This is a genomic window from Paraglaciecola sp. T6c (assembly GCF_000014225.1).
GTDB classification, from domain to species: domain Bacteria; phylum Pseudomonadota; class Gammaproteobacteria; order Enterobacterales; family Alteromonadaceae; genus Paraglaciecola; species Paraglaciecola atlantica_A.
The window spans coordinates 131,128-149,018 of sequence record NC_008228.1; the positions used below are offsets into that span (position 1 = coordinate 131,128).

General features: G+C 46.9%; 9 protein-coding genes. 4 read left to right on the plus strand and 5 right to left on the minus strand.

Translation table 11 applies throughout. From position 1 onward, the window contains the following. Positions 1 to 17: 17 nt before the first annotated feature. The 5 genes from PATL_RS00615 to PATL_RS00635 all read right to left on the minus strand — a co-directional run bounded on the left by PATL_RS00615 (position 18) and on the right by PATL_RS00635 (position 9,457). On the minus strand, positions 18 to 2,300 hold the full coding sequence (locus tag PATL_RS00615; RefSeq protein WP_011573054.1) for a GH92 family glycosyl hydrolase: 2,283 nt from the start codon (positions 2,298 to 2,300) through the stop codon (positions 18 to 20). Beyond that, positions 2,297 to 4,525 carry a GH92 family glycosyl hydrolase gene (locus tag PATL_RS00620; protein ID WP_011573055.1) on the minus strand — a complete coding sequence of 743 codons (2,229 nt, stop codon included), beginning with the start codon at positions 4,523 to 4,525 and terminating at the stop codon, positions 2,297 to 2,299. The genes PATL_RS00615 and PATL_RS00620 overlap by 4 nt, the downstream gene beginning before the upstream one ends. A 12-nt stretch (positions 4,526 to 4,537) precedes the next feature. Beyond that, the gene (locus tag PATL_RS00625; RefSeq protein WP_011573056.1) at positions 4,538 to 5,725 is read right to left on the minus strand and encodes an AGE family epimerase/isomerase; all 1,188 of its coding nucleotides are present in this window, start codon (positions 5,723 to 5,725) and stop codon (positions 4,538 to 4,540) included. A gap of 79 nt (positions 5,726 to 5,804) precedes the next feature. Next, complete coding sequence (locus PATL_RS00630; protein ID WP_011573057.1) at positions 5,805 to 7,082, minus strand: sugar MFS transporter; 1,278 nt, start codon at positions 7,080 to 7,082, stop codon at positions 5,805 to 5,807. 56 nt (positions 7,083 to 7,138) lie between these two features. Beyond that, on the minus strand, positions 7,139 to 9,457 hold the full coding sequence (locus PATL_RS00635) for a GH92 family glycosyl hydrolase (RefSeq protein ID WP_011573058.1): 2,319 nt from the start codon (positions 9,455 to 9,457) through the stop codon (positions 7,139 to 7,141). Positions 9,458 to 9,809: 352 nt separating this feature from the next. Here PATL_RS00635 and PATL_RS00640 point away from each other — a divergent pair, with 352 nt between their 5' ends. From PATL_RS00640 to PATL_RS00655, 4 genes are all read left to right on the plus strand, one after another. Further along, positions 9,810 to 10,817 (plus strand): LacI family DNA-binding transcriptional regulator, encoded by a 1,008-nt coding sequence (locus tag PATL_RS00640; RefSeq protein WP_011573059.1) that lies wholly within the window; start codon positions 9,810 to 9,812, stop codon positions 10,815 to 10,817. 292 nt (positions 10,818 to 11,109) lie between these two features. Then, positions 11,110 to 14,004, plus strand: coding sequence for a TonB-dependent receptor (locus PATL_RS00645; RefSeq protein ID WP_011573060.1), 2,895 nt, complete (start codon positions 11,110 to 11,112; stop codon positions 14,002 to 14,004). A gap of 69 nt (positions 14,005 to 14,073) precedes the next feature. After that, positions 14,074 to 16,908, plus strand: a complete 2,835-nt coding sequence (locus tag PATL_RS00650; RefSeq protein WP_011573061.1) for a discoidin domain-containing protein — start codon at positions 14,074 to 14,076, stop codon at positions 16,906 to 16,908. A gap of 86 nt (positions 16,909 to 16,994) precedes the next feature. After that, a complete protein-coding gene (locus PATL_RS00655) occupies positions 16,995 to 17,864 on the plus strand; it encodes a BadF/BadG/BcrA/BcrD ATPase family protein (protein ID WP_011573062.1) in 870 nt (289 codons plus the stop codon). Positions 17,865 to 17,891 lie beyond the last annotated feature (27 nt).

Sequence of the window (17,891 nt, forward strand, 5' to 3'; positions counted from 1 at the left end):
GCTGACTCACAATCCAATTACTGAGCTTTTAAGCGCAACTTCGCACCTTGGGTGAGTTGCTGATGGCTAATAAATGCCTTACTTAGCGGATCGCCATTAAGTGAAGGCTGTTTTTGCCCTTGGCTCAAAGGGGTTATGATCAGGGTTTTGCCTGCATAATATTTTGAGTCGAGGTGAATGGTCACTTCGTCAAACGCTGTACTCGTTAGGGCATAGTCCATGTCTCCAGGAGACACAGGGTAAATGCCTAATAAGCTGAAGACTAACCATGCTGACATAGTGCCAGCATCGTCATTGCCGGGCAGCCCAGCCGATTGATTGGTAAAGTACTTCGCTATCAGCCTTTTTACATGCTGCGCGGTGTTATGCTCTTGGCCTTGCACGTAGTTAAATAGGTAAGGGTAAGTAATGTCGGGTTCGTTACCCATATCGAAGTTGTTGGTATCGAAGGTGGCGTTTAATGCAGCTATAAAAGCACTGTCACCACCATTTAACGCAATTAAACCTGGCATATCAAAAGGCACATAGAAGCGGTAATTCCATGCATTGCCTTCAATGTAACCCGGTGCGGGTTCAAAGTTGCGCCCTAATTCGGGATCGTAAGGGGTTAACCAGTCACCACTGCGTTTTTTCGGGCGCAGCATGCCAGTACTTTCATCAAATAACGTTTTATAGTTCTGTGCTTGGGCCAGGTACTTTTGCGCATCTTGGTCGCGACCTAAACGTTTTGCAAGCTGACCTAGAGCGAAGTCCGCCACATAATATTCAAGACTGGTAGACACGCTACCGTCGAACGGCTCTTCGTCATCAACAGGCACATACCCTAAATTCAGGTAGTCTGGGTTCTCAGGGCGAATAGGGTTGTTTTCTACCGTGTCTGCGGATTTTTGCATGGCTTGGTAAGCCAGCTCTACATCAAAGGTGTGTACGCCGCGTAAATAGGTGTCAGCAATCATGGCGGTAGCTGGGTCACCGACCATGGTTTGGGTTTCCATGCTGAGTAACTCCCACTTGGGTAACCAACCACTTTCTTGATACATACTAAGAGCAGAATCAACCATTTGTGATTGGATTTCAGGGTAGACCAAACTTAGCAATGGATGCAGGTTACGACTCGTGTCCCACAGTGAATATACCGAATAGCGATTTTTACCCTGCGTATTGCCCACTTTCGCCGTGTGTTGCTGGCTCATGATCGGGTACTCGCCGTTCACATCTTGAATGATACTAGGGTGAATTAAACTGTGATACAGGCCAGTGTAAAGCAGCGTTTTGTTATGCTCGCTACCTTGTACTTCGATGCGTGAGAGTAAGCTATTCCAAGCGTCTTGGGCGTCTTTGCGGGTGCGATCAAAGGCAAAGTCGGGCTGTTCAGTGTTTAGGTTCTGCCGCGCGTTTTCGATGCTGACATAAGAAATACCTACTTTGACTTCAACTTGCTCGTTAGCCTGTGTATCGAAACGCATGTAAGCACCGATATTGTCACCGCTCATAACGCGCTGATAGTTCGGATAAGGCTTGATGCTGTTATTGTGCTGCATCCATTCGCCTTCCACCCCTGTGAACGCTGGCATTTTCTTAAACGTGCCCAAGGCTTTGGCTGGTTTACTAAAACGTGCTACGAAGTACACAGGGCGCACGTCTTGGGGGTTATAGCAAAACGTGCCTACCGTGCGAGAGCCTTCAATTTCTTGCTCAGACACAACCTTGAGAGAGCCGCCGGTTTCGTTGGTTAAGCCTAGGCCCAAATTAACAATGATATTGCTTTGGCCTGCGGGAAAGGTGTAGCGGCTTAGGCCTGTACGCAATGTGCTGGTGGCTTCTGCCTTGATGCCATATTTATCGAGTGTGGTTTGGTAGTAGCCTGGACTTGCCTGCTCGTTCGAATAGGTTGAGCCGTATTGCTGGGCGTCTAATTCTAAATTGCCTGCGGTGGGCATGATATTAATGACCCCCAACTCTGGGCAACCAACCCCGCTTAAATTCACATGAGTAAAACCAGTCAAAAATTTATTTTCGTGGATGTATACACGTGAATTCCACGCGGCATCTTTTTCAAACTCATTCAGTTTTTTGTGTTCGAACGCAACGTTAAAAGGCGCAACCGATGTGAGTGCATGAGGGTACTGCGCCCCCGGATGGGTCGCCCCAAAATTGGAGGTGCCAATAAACGGGTTAACATACTCGGCAGGTGTTTTTTGCGATGTTTCCCCGGTAACGTCGTTAGGCGTTTTCGCAACTGAACAGCCGACACCGGCCAAAGTAAGCGCAGCTACTGCCATATTGACTAATATTTTCATTTTGGCTGGGCTCCCATTTCAAATACCAAATTTCCGCCGGCTAATATATCACTGTGACGGATAAAGAATTGCTGCAAAGGCTGACCATTTAGGCTCACGCTTTGAACATACACGTTCTCTTTCGATTGATTGAGCGCTTGCACGCTAAAGGTTTTGCCGTTTTCTAAATGAATCTTGGCAGAAGAAACTTCTGGGCTACCTAACACATATTCCCCTGATACCGGATTAACGGGATAAAAGCCTAATGCGCTGAATAGGTACCACGCCGACATTTGGCCTGCATCTTCATTGCCCGACAAGCCATCCGGGGCGGTATGATAAAGCTCGTCCATCACTTGGCGTACGTATTTTTGTGTTTTGTAACCCTTGCCAACGTATTGATAGAGGTAAGGCACATGGTGGCTTGGCTCGTTGCCATGCACATACTGACCTATGTAGCCTGAAATCCACTCGGGGAACTCGCCCACGGTTTGCTCGGCTTCGAACATCGCATCCAGTTGAGCTTCAAACGGCGCCGCACCGCCCATTATATCGATTAACCCAGTGACATCTTGTGGCACAAAGAAGCTGTATTGCCAAGCGTTGGCCTCGCAGTAGTCCTCTGGATGGTAGGCATTCGGGTCGAAATCGCTGCGAAAATCACCATTTACGCTTTTGGCACGCATAAACTCGCTTAGTGGGTCGAATAGGTTACGATAGTTTTGCCCTCGTGATTGGTACGTTTGATACACCTCATTTTCACCTAAGGAACTGGCCAACTGAGCAATCGCCCAATCATCAAAGGCATATTCCAAGGTTAGCGATACGTTCCAACTACGTTCTTCAAAGGGCACATAGCCTAATGCTTGATAACTCTCTAAACCGAACTCATTTTGAGTGGCGCTTTGTATAGCTGCTGCCAGTACTTCTTCCCCGCTGGCGTCTAGCAGGTCTTTGAAATAGGCATCGATAAGCACAGGGACACTGTGGTAACCCATCATCATGTCTGTTTCATTGCCTTGAAAGTTCCAAACGGGTAGGCGACCTGCCACATCGTAATGCGCCATGATCGAAGCCATGAGCGCTCGGGTGCGAGTGGGTTCAACAATGGTTTTCCATGGGTGTAAGGCACGAAATGTGTCCCACAAAGAGAAGAACTCGTATCTAGGGTAGCGTTCACTTTTATGAACTTCGCCGTCAGGGCCTTTATATTCCCCGTTACTGTCGGAAAACACCCGAGGTGCTAACGCAGTGTGATACATGGCCGTATAAAACTGGATCATGTCATCTTTGTCAGCGCTTATTTCTACTGTGCTAAGTTGCTCTCGCCATGCTTGCTGGGCAAGCGTTTTTACTTGTTCAAAGGTTTTAACTGGTCCTTGGGCAAGCAGGTTTTGCTTGGCGTTCTCTATGCTGACTGAGCTAATAGCGGTGCGCACAGTAACAAGCTTTTGGCTGCTGACCTCAGAGAAATCAAAATCGAACTCCGCCGCTATATTTTCACCAGAGGCTGATTGCTCTTGGCTTGTCACTCCGTTTGTGTTCAAGGTGTAGCGATCAATCGGCTGTGAAAACTGACTGTAAAAGAACACGCGCTGATCGCTAGCCCAGCCAGTGGATTTGCGGTAACCAGCGATGGTCTTATCATTGATAATTTGAATGTGAGTCTCTAGGGTTTTATCCCAATTTCGACTGTAGCCTAAGTCTACGCGTACCACGCCCTGGGTTGCATCATCAGCAAACTGGTATTTCTGAAAACCGGTGCGAAGCCCTGCGGTTAGCTCTACATTCACCCCGTAATCATCTAAAAACACCTGATAATACCCAGGTGATGCTTGCTCATTTTGATGGCTAAAACGAGAGACAATGGTGCCATTCTCAGGGCCACCTTCGGTTTTTTCTCGATGAAAAGGTCGGGTTAAAGGCATGAATGAAATGTCATACAAATCACCGGCCCCCGTGCCAGATAAATGGGTATGACTAAAACCAGCAATGATGTTATCGGGATAAAAATAACCTGAAATCCAATCCCAGCCCGTGCGCCCATTATCTGGGCTTAGTTGCACCATGCCGTAAGGCACGGTAGCACCGGGATAGGTTTTGCCTTTGCCGTCAGTGCCGATAAACGGATCCACATAATCTAAGGGATCAATTGCCTGAGGCGTGTTTACGGTGGCGTCTGGAGTCGGCTGCGTACATGCGCATAACGCCAACACAGCGCCGGTAATGAATATCTGTTTCATCATGCTGGTATCCGTTTACTTTAAGCCGGTATTGCCGAGCGTGCGCAATACTTCGAAACACGCGCCCAAGGTGTGGTAGTCACACTTAGCGCCCGCAGCACTTTTCTGCTCACTGTATTTACTGTTATCTCGATGAAGTACTCTGAACCAAGCACCGTATTGATGATCAATCATATGCTCCCAGCTGTAGTCCCAGAGCGCATTGTATTGAGTGAGGTATTGCTCATCTTGGGTGACTGAAAATAACATCGCAGCTGCGGCAAAGCTCTCTGCCTGTACCCAGAAGTATTTGTCGTCGTCACACCAAGTGCCATCGGGTGCGAAACCGTAAATTAACCCACCGTGGGTGGCGTCCCAGCACTTTTCATAAGCGCGATCGAATAAGCTTTTCGCCCGCTCAACCAGTTTTTGATCTGGGGCATGGCGATGCAAAATTAACAGCAACTTGGTCCACTCTGTTTGATGGCCGGGTTGAAACCCCCAAGGACGATACAGATTTTTGGGATCATCTTTGTTGTATTCCCAGTCGGGCTGAAAGTCAGTGGTGTAGTGTTCCCAAATCAGGCCGTCAGTTAAGTCCGCTTGGCGAAAGGCAATGTTTTCAGCAAGGGTTTGTGCCCGTGTCAGAAACACTTGCTCGCCGCTGGCTTCATAAGCCGCCAACATAGCTTCACATAAATGCATATTGGAGTTTTGACCGCGATAAGGGCTGAGTTCACCCGCTGGGCTAATTTCATCTGCGTATAAACCAAACTCATCTTGCCAAAAACGACTCTCAAGTTGTTGGTAGGTTTTTAGCAGCATGTCGTTGTTGGTCACAATTCCGGCTTTGCGCCCAGCAGCGTAAGCGAGCAAAACAAATGCATAGCCGTAGGCTTGCTGTGTCATGTCTTGAGGTTGGTTGTCTTGCAGAGTCCAGGCGTAACCGTCAGCATCTGGCTGCCAGTGAATCTGTTCGACGAAATCCAGACCGTGACGGGCCATGGCTAAATAATCGTCGCGCTGAAATAGCATGCCTGCTGCGGCATAGTTCACCACTATACGTGTACTGCTAACCAGTTGTTTAAAGCCTGAATCAAACAGATCGCCGTTATCCATGTAGTTCTGAAAGTAACCGCCTTGGGCGTCTTTCACCCTAGGATCATAAAAATTCAAGATATCTTGGCAGTGGGTCATTAAAAATGCGGGGCTGTGATAGTTCATCAATAATTACTCGCTTATTAGGTTTGCAGCCTGTCGCCAGATTAGGCGACAGGGCTTTTCTCATTAAGTGGGATTAAAACTAGCTGGCTACAGGCGCTGGCGTAGGGGCGTCAGCACTTTTCACTTTAGAGCCAAATAGGGCGTACCATGCAATATAGACATACGCAGCAACTGGCACGATAAAGCTAAACTGAACACTCGTAACGTCGGCCACGTAACCTTGAATCAAGGGCAATATTGCGCCACCAACAATAGCTTGGCACAGTAAACCTGAGCCACGTCCTGTCAGTGGGCCTAAGCCGCGAATGGCCAAGGTGAATATGGTGGGAAACATAATTGAATTGAAGAAACCGATTGAAATCACACTCCACATGGCCAAATCGCCTTGAGAATTCATGGTGGTAAATAACAAGATAATGGCTACTGCTGAATTAAACGCCAATACGTAGATAGGCGAAATAATGCGGGTTAGCGCCGCACCAACGAACCGCCCGATCATAGCTGCACCCCAGTAGTAGGAGACCATTTGGCTGGCTTGGCGTTCGTTTAGCCCAGCTATTTCAGGTTGCGAAAAGTAGTTTACCAAGAAACTACCGATGCTTACCTCAGCCCCCACGTAGGAGAAGATCGCGAGGGTACCGAAAATTAACGCTTTGTGAGACCAAATAGAATCCGTGCTTTTCACTTCTTGTTCGGTTTCATTGGCAGTGATGGTGGGTAGTTTTAAAAATTTGAAACCAATAGCTGTGGCGATCATTACGCCTGCGAGTAACAAGTAGGGTAATTGTACTGCTTTGGCGTCGATGTCTGCGTCTTCAGATGCCACCCCAACTGCGGCAAAAATCAATGCAGCACCAAACATAGGGCCAAGCGTATGACCAACAGAGTTAATCGCCTGTGCCAGGCTTAAGCGGCTGGTGGCGGTTTTCTCTGGACCTAACACCGCGACATAAGGATTGGCCGACACCTGCAAAATGGTTACTCCACTGGCGAGAATAAACAAACCGAGTAAAAACACTGCATACACTTCGACTTCGGCCGCTGGATAGAACATGCCACAACCTATGGCGATGGTCACCAACCCGGTAATGATGCCGCGAATATACCCTATCTTTTCAATTAACTTACCAGCGAAAGGCGAGATGATGAAGTAGGCCCCAAAGAAGCAAAACTGAACCAGCATGGCTTGGGTATAGTTCAAGTCGAAAGCCGCTTTTAAATGCGGAATAAGAATATCGTTTAATGCAGTAATAAACCCCCAAATGAAAAACAAGGTGGTCATTGCTGCGAAGGCAAAGTGACTGTTCTTCGCGGGCTCACTTAAGGTTACGGATGATTGAGAAATCGGTCCTGCCATAATTTTTTACTCGTAAAAGGTGCCAGTCGAAACTGGCACGTTAATAAATGGGTGGATTAGTCGGCGGTCGACATTGAATAGGGCACGGCTTCTTTGCTGGTGGCCCATGACTTGTTTGGTTGGTTGGTCATATCAAAAGATATTTCACCGCCTTGCTGAATTTGCTGATGAGACAAGAAGGTCTTATCGAAAGTCTTGCCATTTAGTTTGGCGCTATTCACATAGACGTTGTCTTTGCTGTTGTTATTGCCTTTGACGGTAAAGCGTTCACCGTTTTGTAAATGCAACGTGGCTTTGTCGAACAGTGGGCTACCTAACACGTACTCATCGCTACCGGGCGCTACAGGGTAAAAACCAAGGGCGCTGAACACGTACCAAGCGGACGTTTGACCGTTGTCTTCATCGCCGCAGTAGCCATCAGGCGTGGCTGAGTAAAGCTTATCCATGATGTTGCGCACGTGATATTGGGTTTTCCACGGCTGGCCAGCGTAGTTGTACAAATAACTCATATGCTGAATAGGCTGGTTACCGTGGGCATAGTTGCCCATGTTCACGATCTGCATTTCGCGAATTTCATGAATGGTAAAGCCATAATAAGAGTCGTCGAAGGTAGGTGGCATGCTGAACACGCTATCAAGTTTATTCACGAAGGCTTGATCGCCCCCCATCATGTCTTTCAAACCTGAGATATCATGAAACACAGACCAGGTGTAGTGCAGGCTATTGCCTTCGGTGAATGCATCACCCCACTTCAAAGGGTTAAACGGGGTTTGAAAACTGCCGTCTTCGTTTTTACCGCGCATCCATCCACTTTCTTTATCAAACAAGTGTTTGTAATTCATCGCTCTTTGCTTGTACTTGGCAGCATCGTCGGTTTTACCTAAGCGCTCAGCGAGGCGATAAATATTGAAATCGGCAAAGGCGTATTCAAGGGTACGTGCTGCGTTTTCGTGAATACCAACGTCGTAAGGCACATAACCTAACTCGTTATAATAATCGACGCCTTCTCTACCGACTGAGCTAACCGGGCGACCTTCATCGACTTGAGCATTTTTGACTATGGCTTCGTAAAGCGTATCGATGTCGATATCGGTGATACCCTTGAGGTAGGCATCAGCAATATTCACTGCGGAGTTAGAGCCAATCATTACCCCGCGATGGCCTGGGCTAGCCCATTCAGGCAACCAACCGGATTCTTTGTAGGTATTGGCTAAGCCTTCCATTATTTGTGCGTCGAGCTCTGGGTACATTAGGGTAAAGAAGGGGAATACCGCGCGGAAAGTGTCCCAAAAGCCATTGTCGGTAAACATGTAGCCGGGCAGCACTTCACCGTTGTAAGGGCTGTAATGCACGACTTCACCCGCTTGGTTGTACTCGTAAAACTTACGCGGGAATAATAAGACGCGGTAAAGCGCAGAGTAAAACGTGCGTAGGTTGTCTTTGTTGTCGTCGACTATTTCAATGCGTGACAGCTCGTCCTGCCAATACTTATGGGCTTTTTCACGGGTGGTGTCGAAGGTGTCTTGGCCGATTTCTCGGTCTAAATTGAGCTGTGCTTGTTCAGGGCTAATAAATGACGAGGCAATTTTCACTGATACCGTTTCACCGCGCTTGGTTTTAAAACCGATAACGGCACCTACGTGCTCGCCTTTGCTTTGAATAGCATCTGCGTTTAATTGGTATTCGTCAGTCCAAGTACGGCTGATTTCAAAGTCTTTATCAAATTCTGCCACAAAATAATTATGGAAGTTGTCCGGCACACCACCGTGATTATTGCGCGCATAACCGACTATTTTTCGCTCTTCTGGGATGATTTTCACCATAGAGCCTTTGTCGAATGCATCTAAGATAATGAAGGCATTGTCGGTATCAGGAAAAGTAAAGCGAAACTGCGCAGCGCGTTCGGTAGGCGTTACCTCAGCGGTGACATCGTAAGAGGCTAAATACACACTGTAGTAATCAGGACTGGCTTGTTCTGCCTTGTGGGAGTACCAAGACGCACGATCATCTTGGTTAAATTTCATTTCGCCTGTCACCGCCATTAAAGAAAATGCACCATAGTCGTTTAGCCAAGGGCTGGGTTGGTGTGTTTGCTTAATACCGCGAATTTGATCGTCGTTGTATTTATACGTCCAGCCATCGCCGATGGGGGCAGTCATCGGTGTCCAGAAATTCATTGCCCATGGCGTGGCTATCGCTGGATAAGTATTGCCATTTGATAAACTGAACTTGGAATCCGTACCCATAAGCGGATTAACATAATCAACCAAATCAACCGAAGGTGCGGTTGCAACAGCCTCCTTGGGTTCTGTTGTCATGCCGCATGAGGCCAATAACAGTAAGCCAGGAATGGTAAAAATAAGCTTGTAATTCATTTGTTTACACCTACGTGAGTCAGTTTTCTATGGCAGCTTTTTGCCACCGTTTCACTTTATAATGATAGTTATTTTTAAGCTAAATACTTAAGTCAAACGTTAACGCTTTGTAAAATTGTAATCGATTACAATTTAATGGTCTAGTGTTATGTCCAATTAAAAGCCAAAACAAGCGCTTACTACTGAAAAAACGGCTGTTCGACCGTTGTTTTGTTATCGATTACAGTAATTACTTTCGTCACAAGATTGATATTATTTACATATTCAGGTATTTACTTTACCTAAGCTATTGCTCTAACGGTGCAATTAACTAACCACGGCCATAATGGGGCCTGACTTTCGGAAGTCGTAAATGACGAATATTAAAAAAGTAAGTGAGCTTGCAGGCGTATCAACCGCAACAGTATCACGCACACTTAAAATGCCAGATATGGTCACCGCTCGAACCAAAGAAAAGGTGATGAAAGCCGTTCGTGAAGCGGGTTATAGGCCAAGCTGGTTAGCGACCAGTGTTAAAACTGGGCGCACAAATACTATCGTTGTTTTAGTTCCTAATCTGATAAACCCCTTCTTTATGCGCATCATTGGCGGCATTGAGCAGGCCGCCCAAGAACGTGGTTTTACAGTGTTACTGTGCGATACCCAAGGGGAGAGTAAGCGCGAAAGTGATTATGCTTCTATGGTATTGACCAATAGGGCTGATGGCTTAATTCAACTCGATCATTCATTTCCCTTTACTGAAGATGATGCCAAATTAGCTGAAACTATTCCTATGGTCAGTGTTTGTGAACGTATTCACTCTGATAAAAAATACCCAGTCGTGGCGCTTGATAACTATGCCGCTAGCCGCGCCTTAGCCCATCACTTAGTCAGTTATGGACATACCAAGTTCGCTGTTATTGTGGGCCAAGTGGTTAGCCAAATTCATAAAGATCGTCTCTACGGGCTGCGCAGTGTCTTAGCGGAAGAGGATATTGAGTTTGACGAAGACATGATAGTTGGGCAAAGCTATAGCATTGAAAATGGCATAGAAGGTATGCGCCAATTATTAGAAAAACCTAATCGACCCAGCGCGGTTATCTGCTTTAACGATGATATAGCGATTGGTGCCATGCACGAAATTCATCGCCAAGGACTACGAGTACCAGAAGATATTTCCGTGGTGGGATTTGATAACGTAAAAGTGGCTGCTTTTATGAATCCCCCGTTAACAACTATTGATCAACCCGCTTATGAAATGGGTCGCAGAGGAATGGAGATCCTCAGTGATGTAATTAATGGGGTTCCGTTGACTCGCAGTAGCGAAATGCTTCCTTTTCAACTGCTTGAGCGTGAAAGTAGCGGCCCCGCTCCTATCTAAAAGTGATTTTCGTGTTAAACAAAGGCCATCAAAAAAGATTGTTTTTATTTTGCCTTGTTAATTTTTTGTATATTTTTTAGCTTAAGTTGTTGACATGTTATAAGAGTGGCTCTATATTTTTCCGGTAAATTGTAATCGATTACATTTTATTGGGTAGGAATTTACTAATTCAGTGTTCTGTAAAAAGCATAAAACAAAGAAAAAATAAGCGGTTACTAAAGTGGGCTGTGACACATGTTCACGGTTACATTTGGTTAAACGGAAATATCCGATGGCGATTAGGAAAACACATATGAACAACACCAGTGACAAAATATTCGGTAAATCAATGCTGAATTTTGCGGTTGTGTGTGCAATGGGTCTTGTACCTTCGTACGCGTTAGCACAGCAGACAAACCAAGAGCCCAGTGGCAGCGATGCAGAAACTGAGGTCATTCAAGTACGTGGTATTCGTGCTTCAGCTGCAGAAAATTTAGCAATCAAGCGATTGTCGAACGCGGTAGTGGATGCCATCACGGCAGAAGATATCGGTAAGTTCCCAGATAAAAACGTTGCGGATTCTTTGCAGCGTGTACCTGGTGTTGTTATTCAGCGCAACGGCGGCGAAGGTTCAAGTGTGAGCATACGTGGTTTATCGCCTAGCCTGACGTTTACCCAATTAAACGGTAACTTTATTGCAGCCTCTTCTGGTAACCCGTCTCGCTCGTTCTCCTACGAGTTACTGCCTTCAAACTTAGTCGGTAAGGTCGAGTTATTTAAATCGTCTGAAGCCCGCCTCGATGAAGGCGGTATCGGCGGTACGGTCATAGTACATAGCCGTAAACCGCTAGACATGGATAAAAACTCGGGCGTAGTTAGCCTCGAATACACTTATGCAGATATTACAGATTCCTACGAGCCTCAGCTAAGTGGTATCTATTCTTGGAAGACTGACGAAGAAGACTTTGGTTTTTTGGTGGGCTTTACACAGCAAGACAGAACCAACCGTACTCAGACTTCTCGAGTCAATATCATCAATCAAAACTTTTTGTATACCGAGCGTCGCAACGGTCAAGAGATTGAAGGCGGTGCCCAAGGATATGCGCGCCAAAGTTTAGTTCAAGAAGTATTAGAAGAAGATCGCGAGCGCACTGGCGTGCAGTTTACTGCGCAATGGCGCCCCACTGATAATTTAGAAGTTGGCTTCAACTACTTTCAATTCAAACTCGGCTTAGATTCGGTTTTACACCAACTTGAATACCCTGAGTGGCATGATACCAACCAATTTTGGACGGACGTATACGTTGATGCAGAAGCGCAATACGTCACAGGTATTGACTACGCCAGAGGCGTTTCAGGAGAAGCGTTAGATACGCAAATTCCCCGCATGAACGGCGAGTACGTGGTTGAAGAGTCTACGTCTGACACGTTCGACTTTTTCATGGAATACGAAGGCGGCGACTTTAATGTGAAATTTGTTGCTGGTCATACAGAAGCTGAAGGTGGGCCGACTGAAAAGTACCGTGCCGCATATTATTCTGGTAGTACTGCAGATTATTGGGGCTGGCGTTTTGAAAACGAAAACCTAGTCACTAATATTGATCCAGAAATGTTTAATCGCTTAAAGGCCGGTGAAGGTGGTGAAGCGGATATAGGCGCCACGGATTCAAGCTTTGTTGGCGGGACTCAAGAAGAAGATTACGCCCAGATTGATACGGATTGGTTTGTTGACTGGGGCATAGTTGAAACGCTGCGCTTTGGTGTGAAGTATCGTAAAGGCTCTATTCATCGTGACACACGCAATACCTACTATCTAGCCAAAGATTTTGATATCGCAGCAGGTGAAGCACGTCCTGGCGGGATCACGCTGGATGATGATTACTCACGTAATGGCGGTATTCCACTGCTTACCACTGTGATTGCTGACCAGCCTTTAGGAAACTTAGGTGGGTCAATTAATACGAACTTGTTCCCGGTTGTGAACTGGAACAAATATCAAAATGAGTTAGAGACCAATTTCCAACGTTACACCCGTTTTGAACCCGACTTTGTCTATGACGTAGAAGAAGAGGTTAAAGTTGCTTACGTGCAAGCTGATTATCGTTGGGAAAATTTCCGCGGTAATTTTGGCGTACGTTTTGTAGACACAGTTAACACCAACACCGCCAGTGATCGTTTGGAGTTTCGCTTAGACCGCGTCAATCTTGACGGAGATGACGTTGCCCAAGTTAACGGTATTGTGCGCGACGTGATTGTTAACCCTAAAGAAAATTCATACAGCCACGTTCTGCCTAGCTTTAACATCGCCTGGGATATCAACGATGATTGGGTATTGCGCGGCGCAGCAGCGAAAGTGTTATCACGCCCTGATTATGCTGATTTAGGCCAATTCCAAACATTGACCTACAACTCAAGTGAGTGGGAAGCAGATTCTAGCGATCGCCCAGATTATGATCCCCTGCGTGACAGTGAAGGCTGGACAGGCAGCGGCGGTAATTCATCGCTACGTCCTCTTGAATCAGTGCAATACGACTTATCACTAGAGTACTACTACGGGGAAGGCTCGGGCGTCAGCTTGGCTGTGTTCTTAAAAAATATTGATAATTTCGTTGTGCCATTCACGTTAGATGTGAACAGCAGTGTTCCTGATCAAACGTTTACCTTGGTCGAGTCAGGTGGTGGTACGGTCAATGTTGGTGGAGACATATTGGTACGTGATTTCGACACCGCGGCCAACGGCACTGATGCTGAGTCTAAAGGGGTTGAGTTCTCATTCCAGCATTTCTTTGAAAACGGCTTTGGGGTATCGGGTAACTACACACGCAATATCACCAGCGCCGCTACCGTTGAGGCTGATGGTCGCCTAGTGGGTGAATCGCCATTAACGGGCAGCTCAAAATATCAAGGTAACTTCTCGGCCTTTTATGAGAATGACGATTACAGCCTTCGCGTTTCATATAACCGCAGAGGCCCAACAATTGGAGTACTGGCCGAAGATTGGGACATCAACCGTTATAGCGATACCTATGATCAAGTTGACGTAAACGCCAGCTATAACATAAACGAAGATATCACCTTGAGCGCCTCGGTTATCAATCTGACTAAATCAGAAGATTACGTCCATTTAGGGGATGACACCAAAGTACGCTTCTTAACTAATTCGTACAGCGGGCGTCGCTTCTTTGCAGGCGTCAATTACAGATTTTAATGCGTCAGACCGGCTCGTAAGAGTCGGTTAAATGGAAACGTAAAAGACAGATTGAATAGAGGAATAATAATGAAAAAGCTCAAAATGAATAAAACCACAGTGGCCATGCTGATGGCAATGAGCACCTTGTACGGTTGTGGCGGCAGTGCCGATGATCCCAACCCAAGTGATGCAGTAGACACGCGTGTTACCACAGAGGCGACCCTTGCCGGTGAGGCAGTTAAAGGTCGCTTAGATAGCGCTCAAATCAGTGTTGAACAGATGAACAATTCACCCATCACTATTATCAATGGTGAATTAACTGATGCATCGGGAGCTGTCAACGTAGTCGTTCAAAGCGACCTTGGGTTTGGCATCAACAGTCCATTTAAATTAACCGTAACAGCAACCGATGCCACCAGCATGATGTGTGATGCTATTGATTGCGCTGGGGTAGCTTTAGGCCAAGAACTAAGTGGCGAGCCGCTAACAGGGACAGTGCTTAACTCTTTATCTTTTGTGAACGTGCCTTACGGTTCAGCTGCAAACAGCAGCAGCCTACCCTTTCACGCAAATGCATTGACTACTATTGCCACGCCAATAGTGGAAAGTGCCGTTGCAGGCGGCGCGAATATCACTCAACAAGTCTTGTTTGATTCCCAGGCCGTTATCGCATCTGAGTTGGCGCTTCGCGCATTGGGTGTGGCGACGTCAGGAGTAAACTTGTTTGAAACTGCCCTAATTAGTGCAGAGTCTTACGACAACTTTGTGATGGGTGAAGATTGTGCTCCTGTGACCTCAACAGATGCACAAGGCAATGAAGTGACCATGGATGAGTGTACGGACGTATTGGTATCTCCAGCTATTATCACTTTATCCTTGGCCAATGCGGCATTTGCGAACATCGCAACAACCGAAAGCTTTAACGAGCAGTTTGATGCGGTTAATACCGCTATTACCACGGCTATCGAGGGTGACACCACTGCCCTTACGCCTATCAGGGAGCGTTTGCTTGCTTCTGTTAGCGCAGTGCCTTTCTTGTCTGAATTAGGGGTTTCAGCCGACAGCGTGATTGACCTTGGCTTATCGTTTGCACTTTCTAATGATAGCAGCGGCCCAGTTCAAGAAGTGACCACTACTGAAAACTTAGCGGGTGCCACTATCACAGGGCGTGCGCGCATCAGTGACGGCGAAGCGGAAACCATGGCGTTTGATAAAGACGCGCAAACCAAATGGTTAGACAATGGCGGTGTGCCTTCTGTTGAAGACCCAGCTTGGGTTCAGGTTGAGTTTGCCCAGGCCCATGCGGTGAGCAGTGTGTTCATTACCAGTGCCAATGATGCGCCAGAACGCGACCCTGAAAACTTCGATTTACTGGCATCTAATGACGGCGAAAACTGGGTCACGGTGGCAAGCTTTTTAGGTGAATCTTTTGATGAGCGTTTTGAGCGTAAAGAATTTTCGTTCTCTAACGGTTTAGCGTATTCGTTTTATCGTTTGAACATCACTAAAAATAAAGGTGACACTAGCTTAATGCAATTGGCTGAAATTCAGCTTGTTGGGCCTATTTACGCAAGTACAGATCACACAGACCCTGTCGGTACAGGTGCGATCAGTGGCCGTGCACGTATCAGTGATGGTGAAGCAGAAACCATGGCGTTTGATAACGACACACAAACCAAATGGTTAGATAACGGTGGTGTTCCTTCAATTGAAGACCCTTCTTGGGTGCAAGTGGACTTCCCAGAAGCGGTTGCAGTCAACGTGCTTGGCATTACCAGTGCCAATGATGCACCAGAACGCGACCCAGAGAACTTTACTTTAGTTGGCTCAAATGATGGTGGAACGACTTGGACGGTTATCGGCGATTGGCTTGGTGAGTCATTCGACGAGCGTTTCGAGCGTAAGTTGTTCAGTGCGAGCAATGCACTGGCATACAGCAGCTACAGACTGAATATCACTAAAAATAAAGGCGATACCAGTTTAATGCAACTGGCAGAAATTGAGTTGATTGGTCCTGAAATGCCGAGTGTTCAACACAGTCACGGCCCAGACGTAACCTATACTGAGCGCGCGCGCATCAGTGACGGTGAAGCAGGTACTATGGCGTTTGATAACGATACGCAAACCAAATGGCTAGATAACGGCGGTGTTCCGTCGGTAGAAGAGCCGTCTTGGGTCGTGATTGCCTTGCCTGAAGCCGCAGCTGTGAACACATTGGCTCTAACCAGTGCCAATGATGCCCCAGAGCGTGATCCAGAGAACTTTGCGGTTTGGGCATCAAACGACAATGAAAATTGGACCGAGCTAGCCAGTTGGTTAGGTGAGAGCTTTGATGAGCGCTTCGAGCGTAAGCAATATGCGTTTTCCAATGATGTTGGCTTTAGCTTTTATCGCTTTAACATTACCAAAAACAAAGGCGATACCAGCTTAATGCAAATTGCTGAAATAGAGCTTATTGGGCCACAGGTTGCTTCGGTTGATATTTCGTCTGATGCAGGTACCACAATAACCGGTCGGGCACGCATTAGCGACAACGAAGCCGAAACGATGGCCTTTGACGATGATACGCAAACCAAATGGTTAGACAACGGTGGCGTGCCCAGTGCTGAAGACCCAGCGTGGGTGCAGCTTGATTTCGTCGCACCACGTATCGTTAACAGCATTGCGATCACCAGTGCTAACGACTCACCAGAGCGTGATCCTGAGAACTTTACCGTTTTGGGCTCAAATGACGGTGGTGCCACGTGGGACGAAGTCGAATCGTGGATAGGCGAAAGCTTTGATGCTCGATTTGAGCGCAAACTGTTCGAAATGCGTAACGGCTTTGCTTACTCGAGCTATCGTATCAATATCAGCAAAAACAAAGGTGACAGCAATTTAATGCAAATTGCAGAAATCGAGTTAATCGGCCCAGCTGAATAAGCACAGAGCCTAGGTGAAAGCCCGCTATCTCTGATAGTGGGCTTTTGTAGTTCCACATAGACCACGCTTAAAAGAAAATAATCACTATGGCTGAATACTATTATCTTGGAATTGATGCAGGTGGCACACAATGCAAAGCGTCTCTGTACAGCCATGATCAACAATTACTCACCACAGGAATAAGTGGGCCAAGCAACCCTGTAAATGGGCTGGAAATCGCCCAAAATGCCATAGTTCAAGCTGCAGAATCTGCCCTGAGTGCAGCGTCTTTGCCTCATGTTGGTTTGAATCAATTGTGTGTTGGGGCAGGAGTTGCAGGTTTGCATTTACCCAGCCTTCAAGAGGCCATGGAGCAGTGGCAGCACCCTTTTCATTCATTTTATTGCACCACAGATTTGCATGCCGCGGTAACGGGCATGCATCAAGGGCAAAACGGCGGAGTCATTATTCTGGGCACCGGCTTTAGTGCGTTAGGTATGGTGGATGGGGCAATGCACTCTATCGGTGGTTACGGCTTTCCTATTAATGCACAAGGCAGCGGTTCATGGCTTGGGTTGCAAGCCGTTGAAGCTGTGTTGCTCGCACATGACGGTATTGGTCCGCACACTAGCCTCATCGCTGGCATGACCAAAAACGAAGATATTATGTCTTTGGCTACACGACTTAATCAGGGCACCTCCACAGAATTTGCCGCATACGCACCGCTGGTGTTTGAACACGCTGAACAAGGTGACTTACTGGCAAAAGGCCTTATCGAGCAAGCCACTGAATTTTTGCAGCGGGTTATTTTGCGCCTCAATGATTTAGGGGTCGAAGAGGTCGTTTTGGTTGGCAGTGTTGCTCTGCGCTTACAAAGTCGCCTAGAGGCGACGGTGAATCAAGCCATAGTGCCCGGCAAAGCCTCAGCAGAATATGGCGCCATGTTACTGGCCAAACAACATAACCCAAATCAATAAACAGCATACTTATGTGCAAGCGCAACA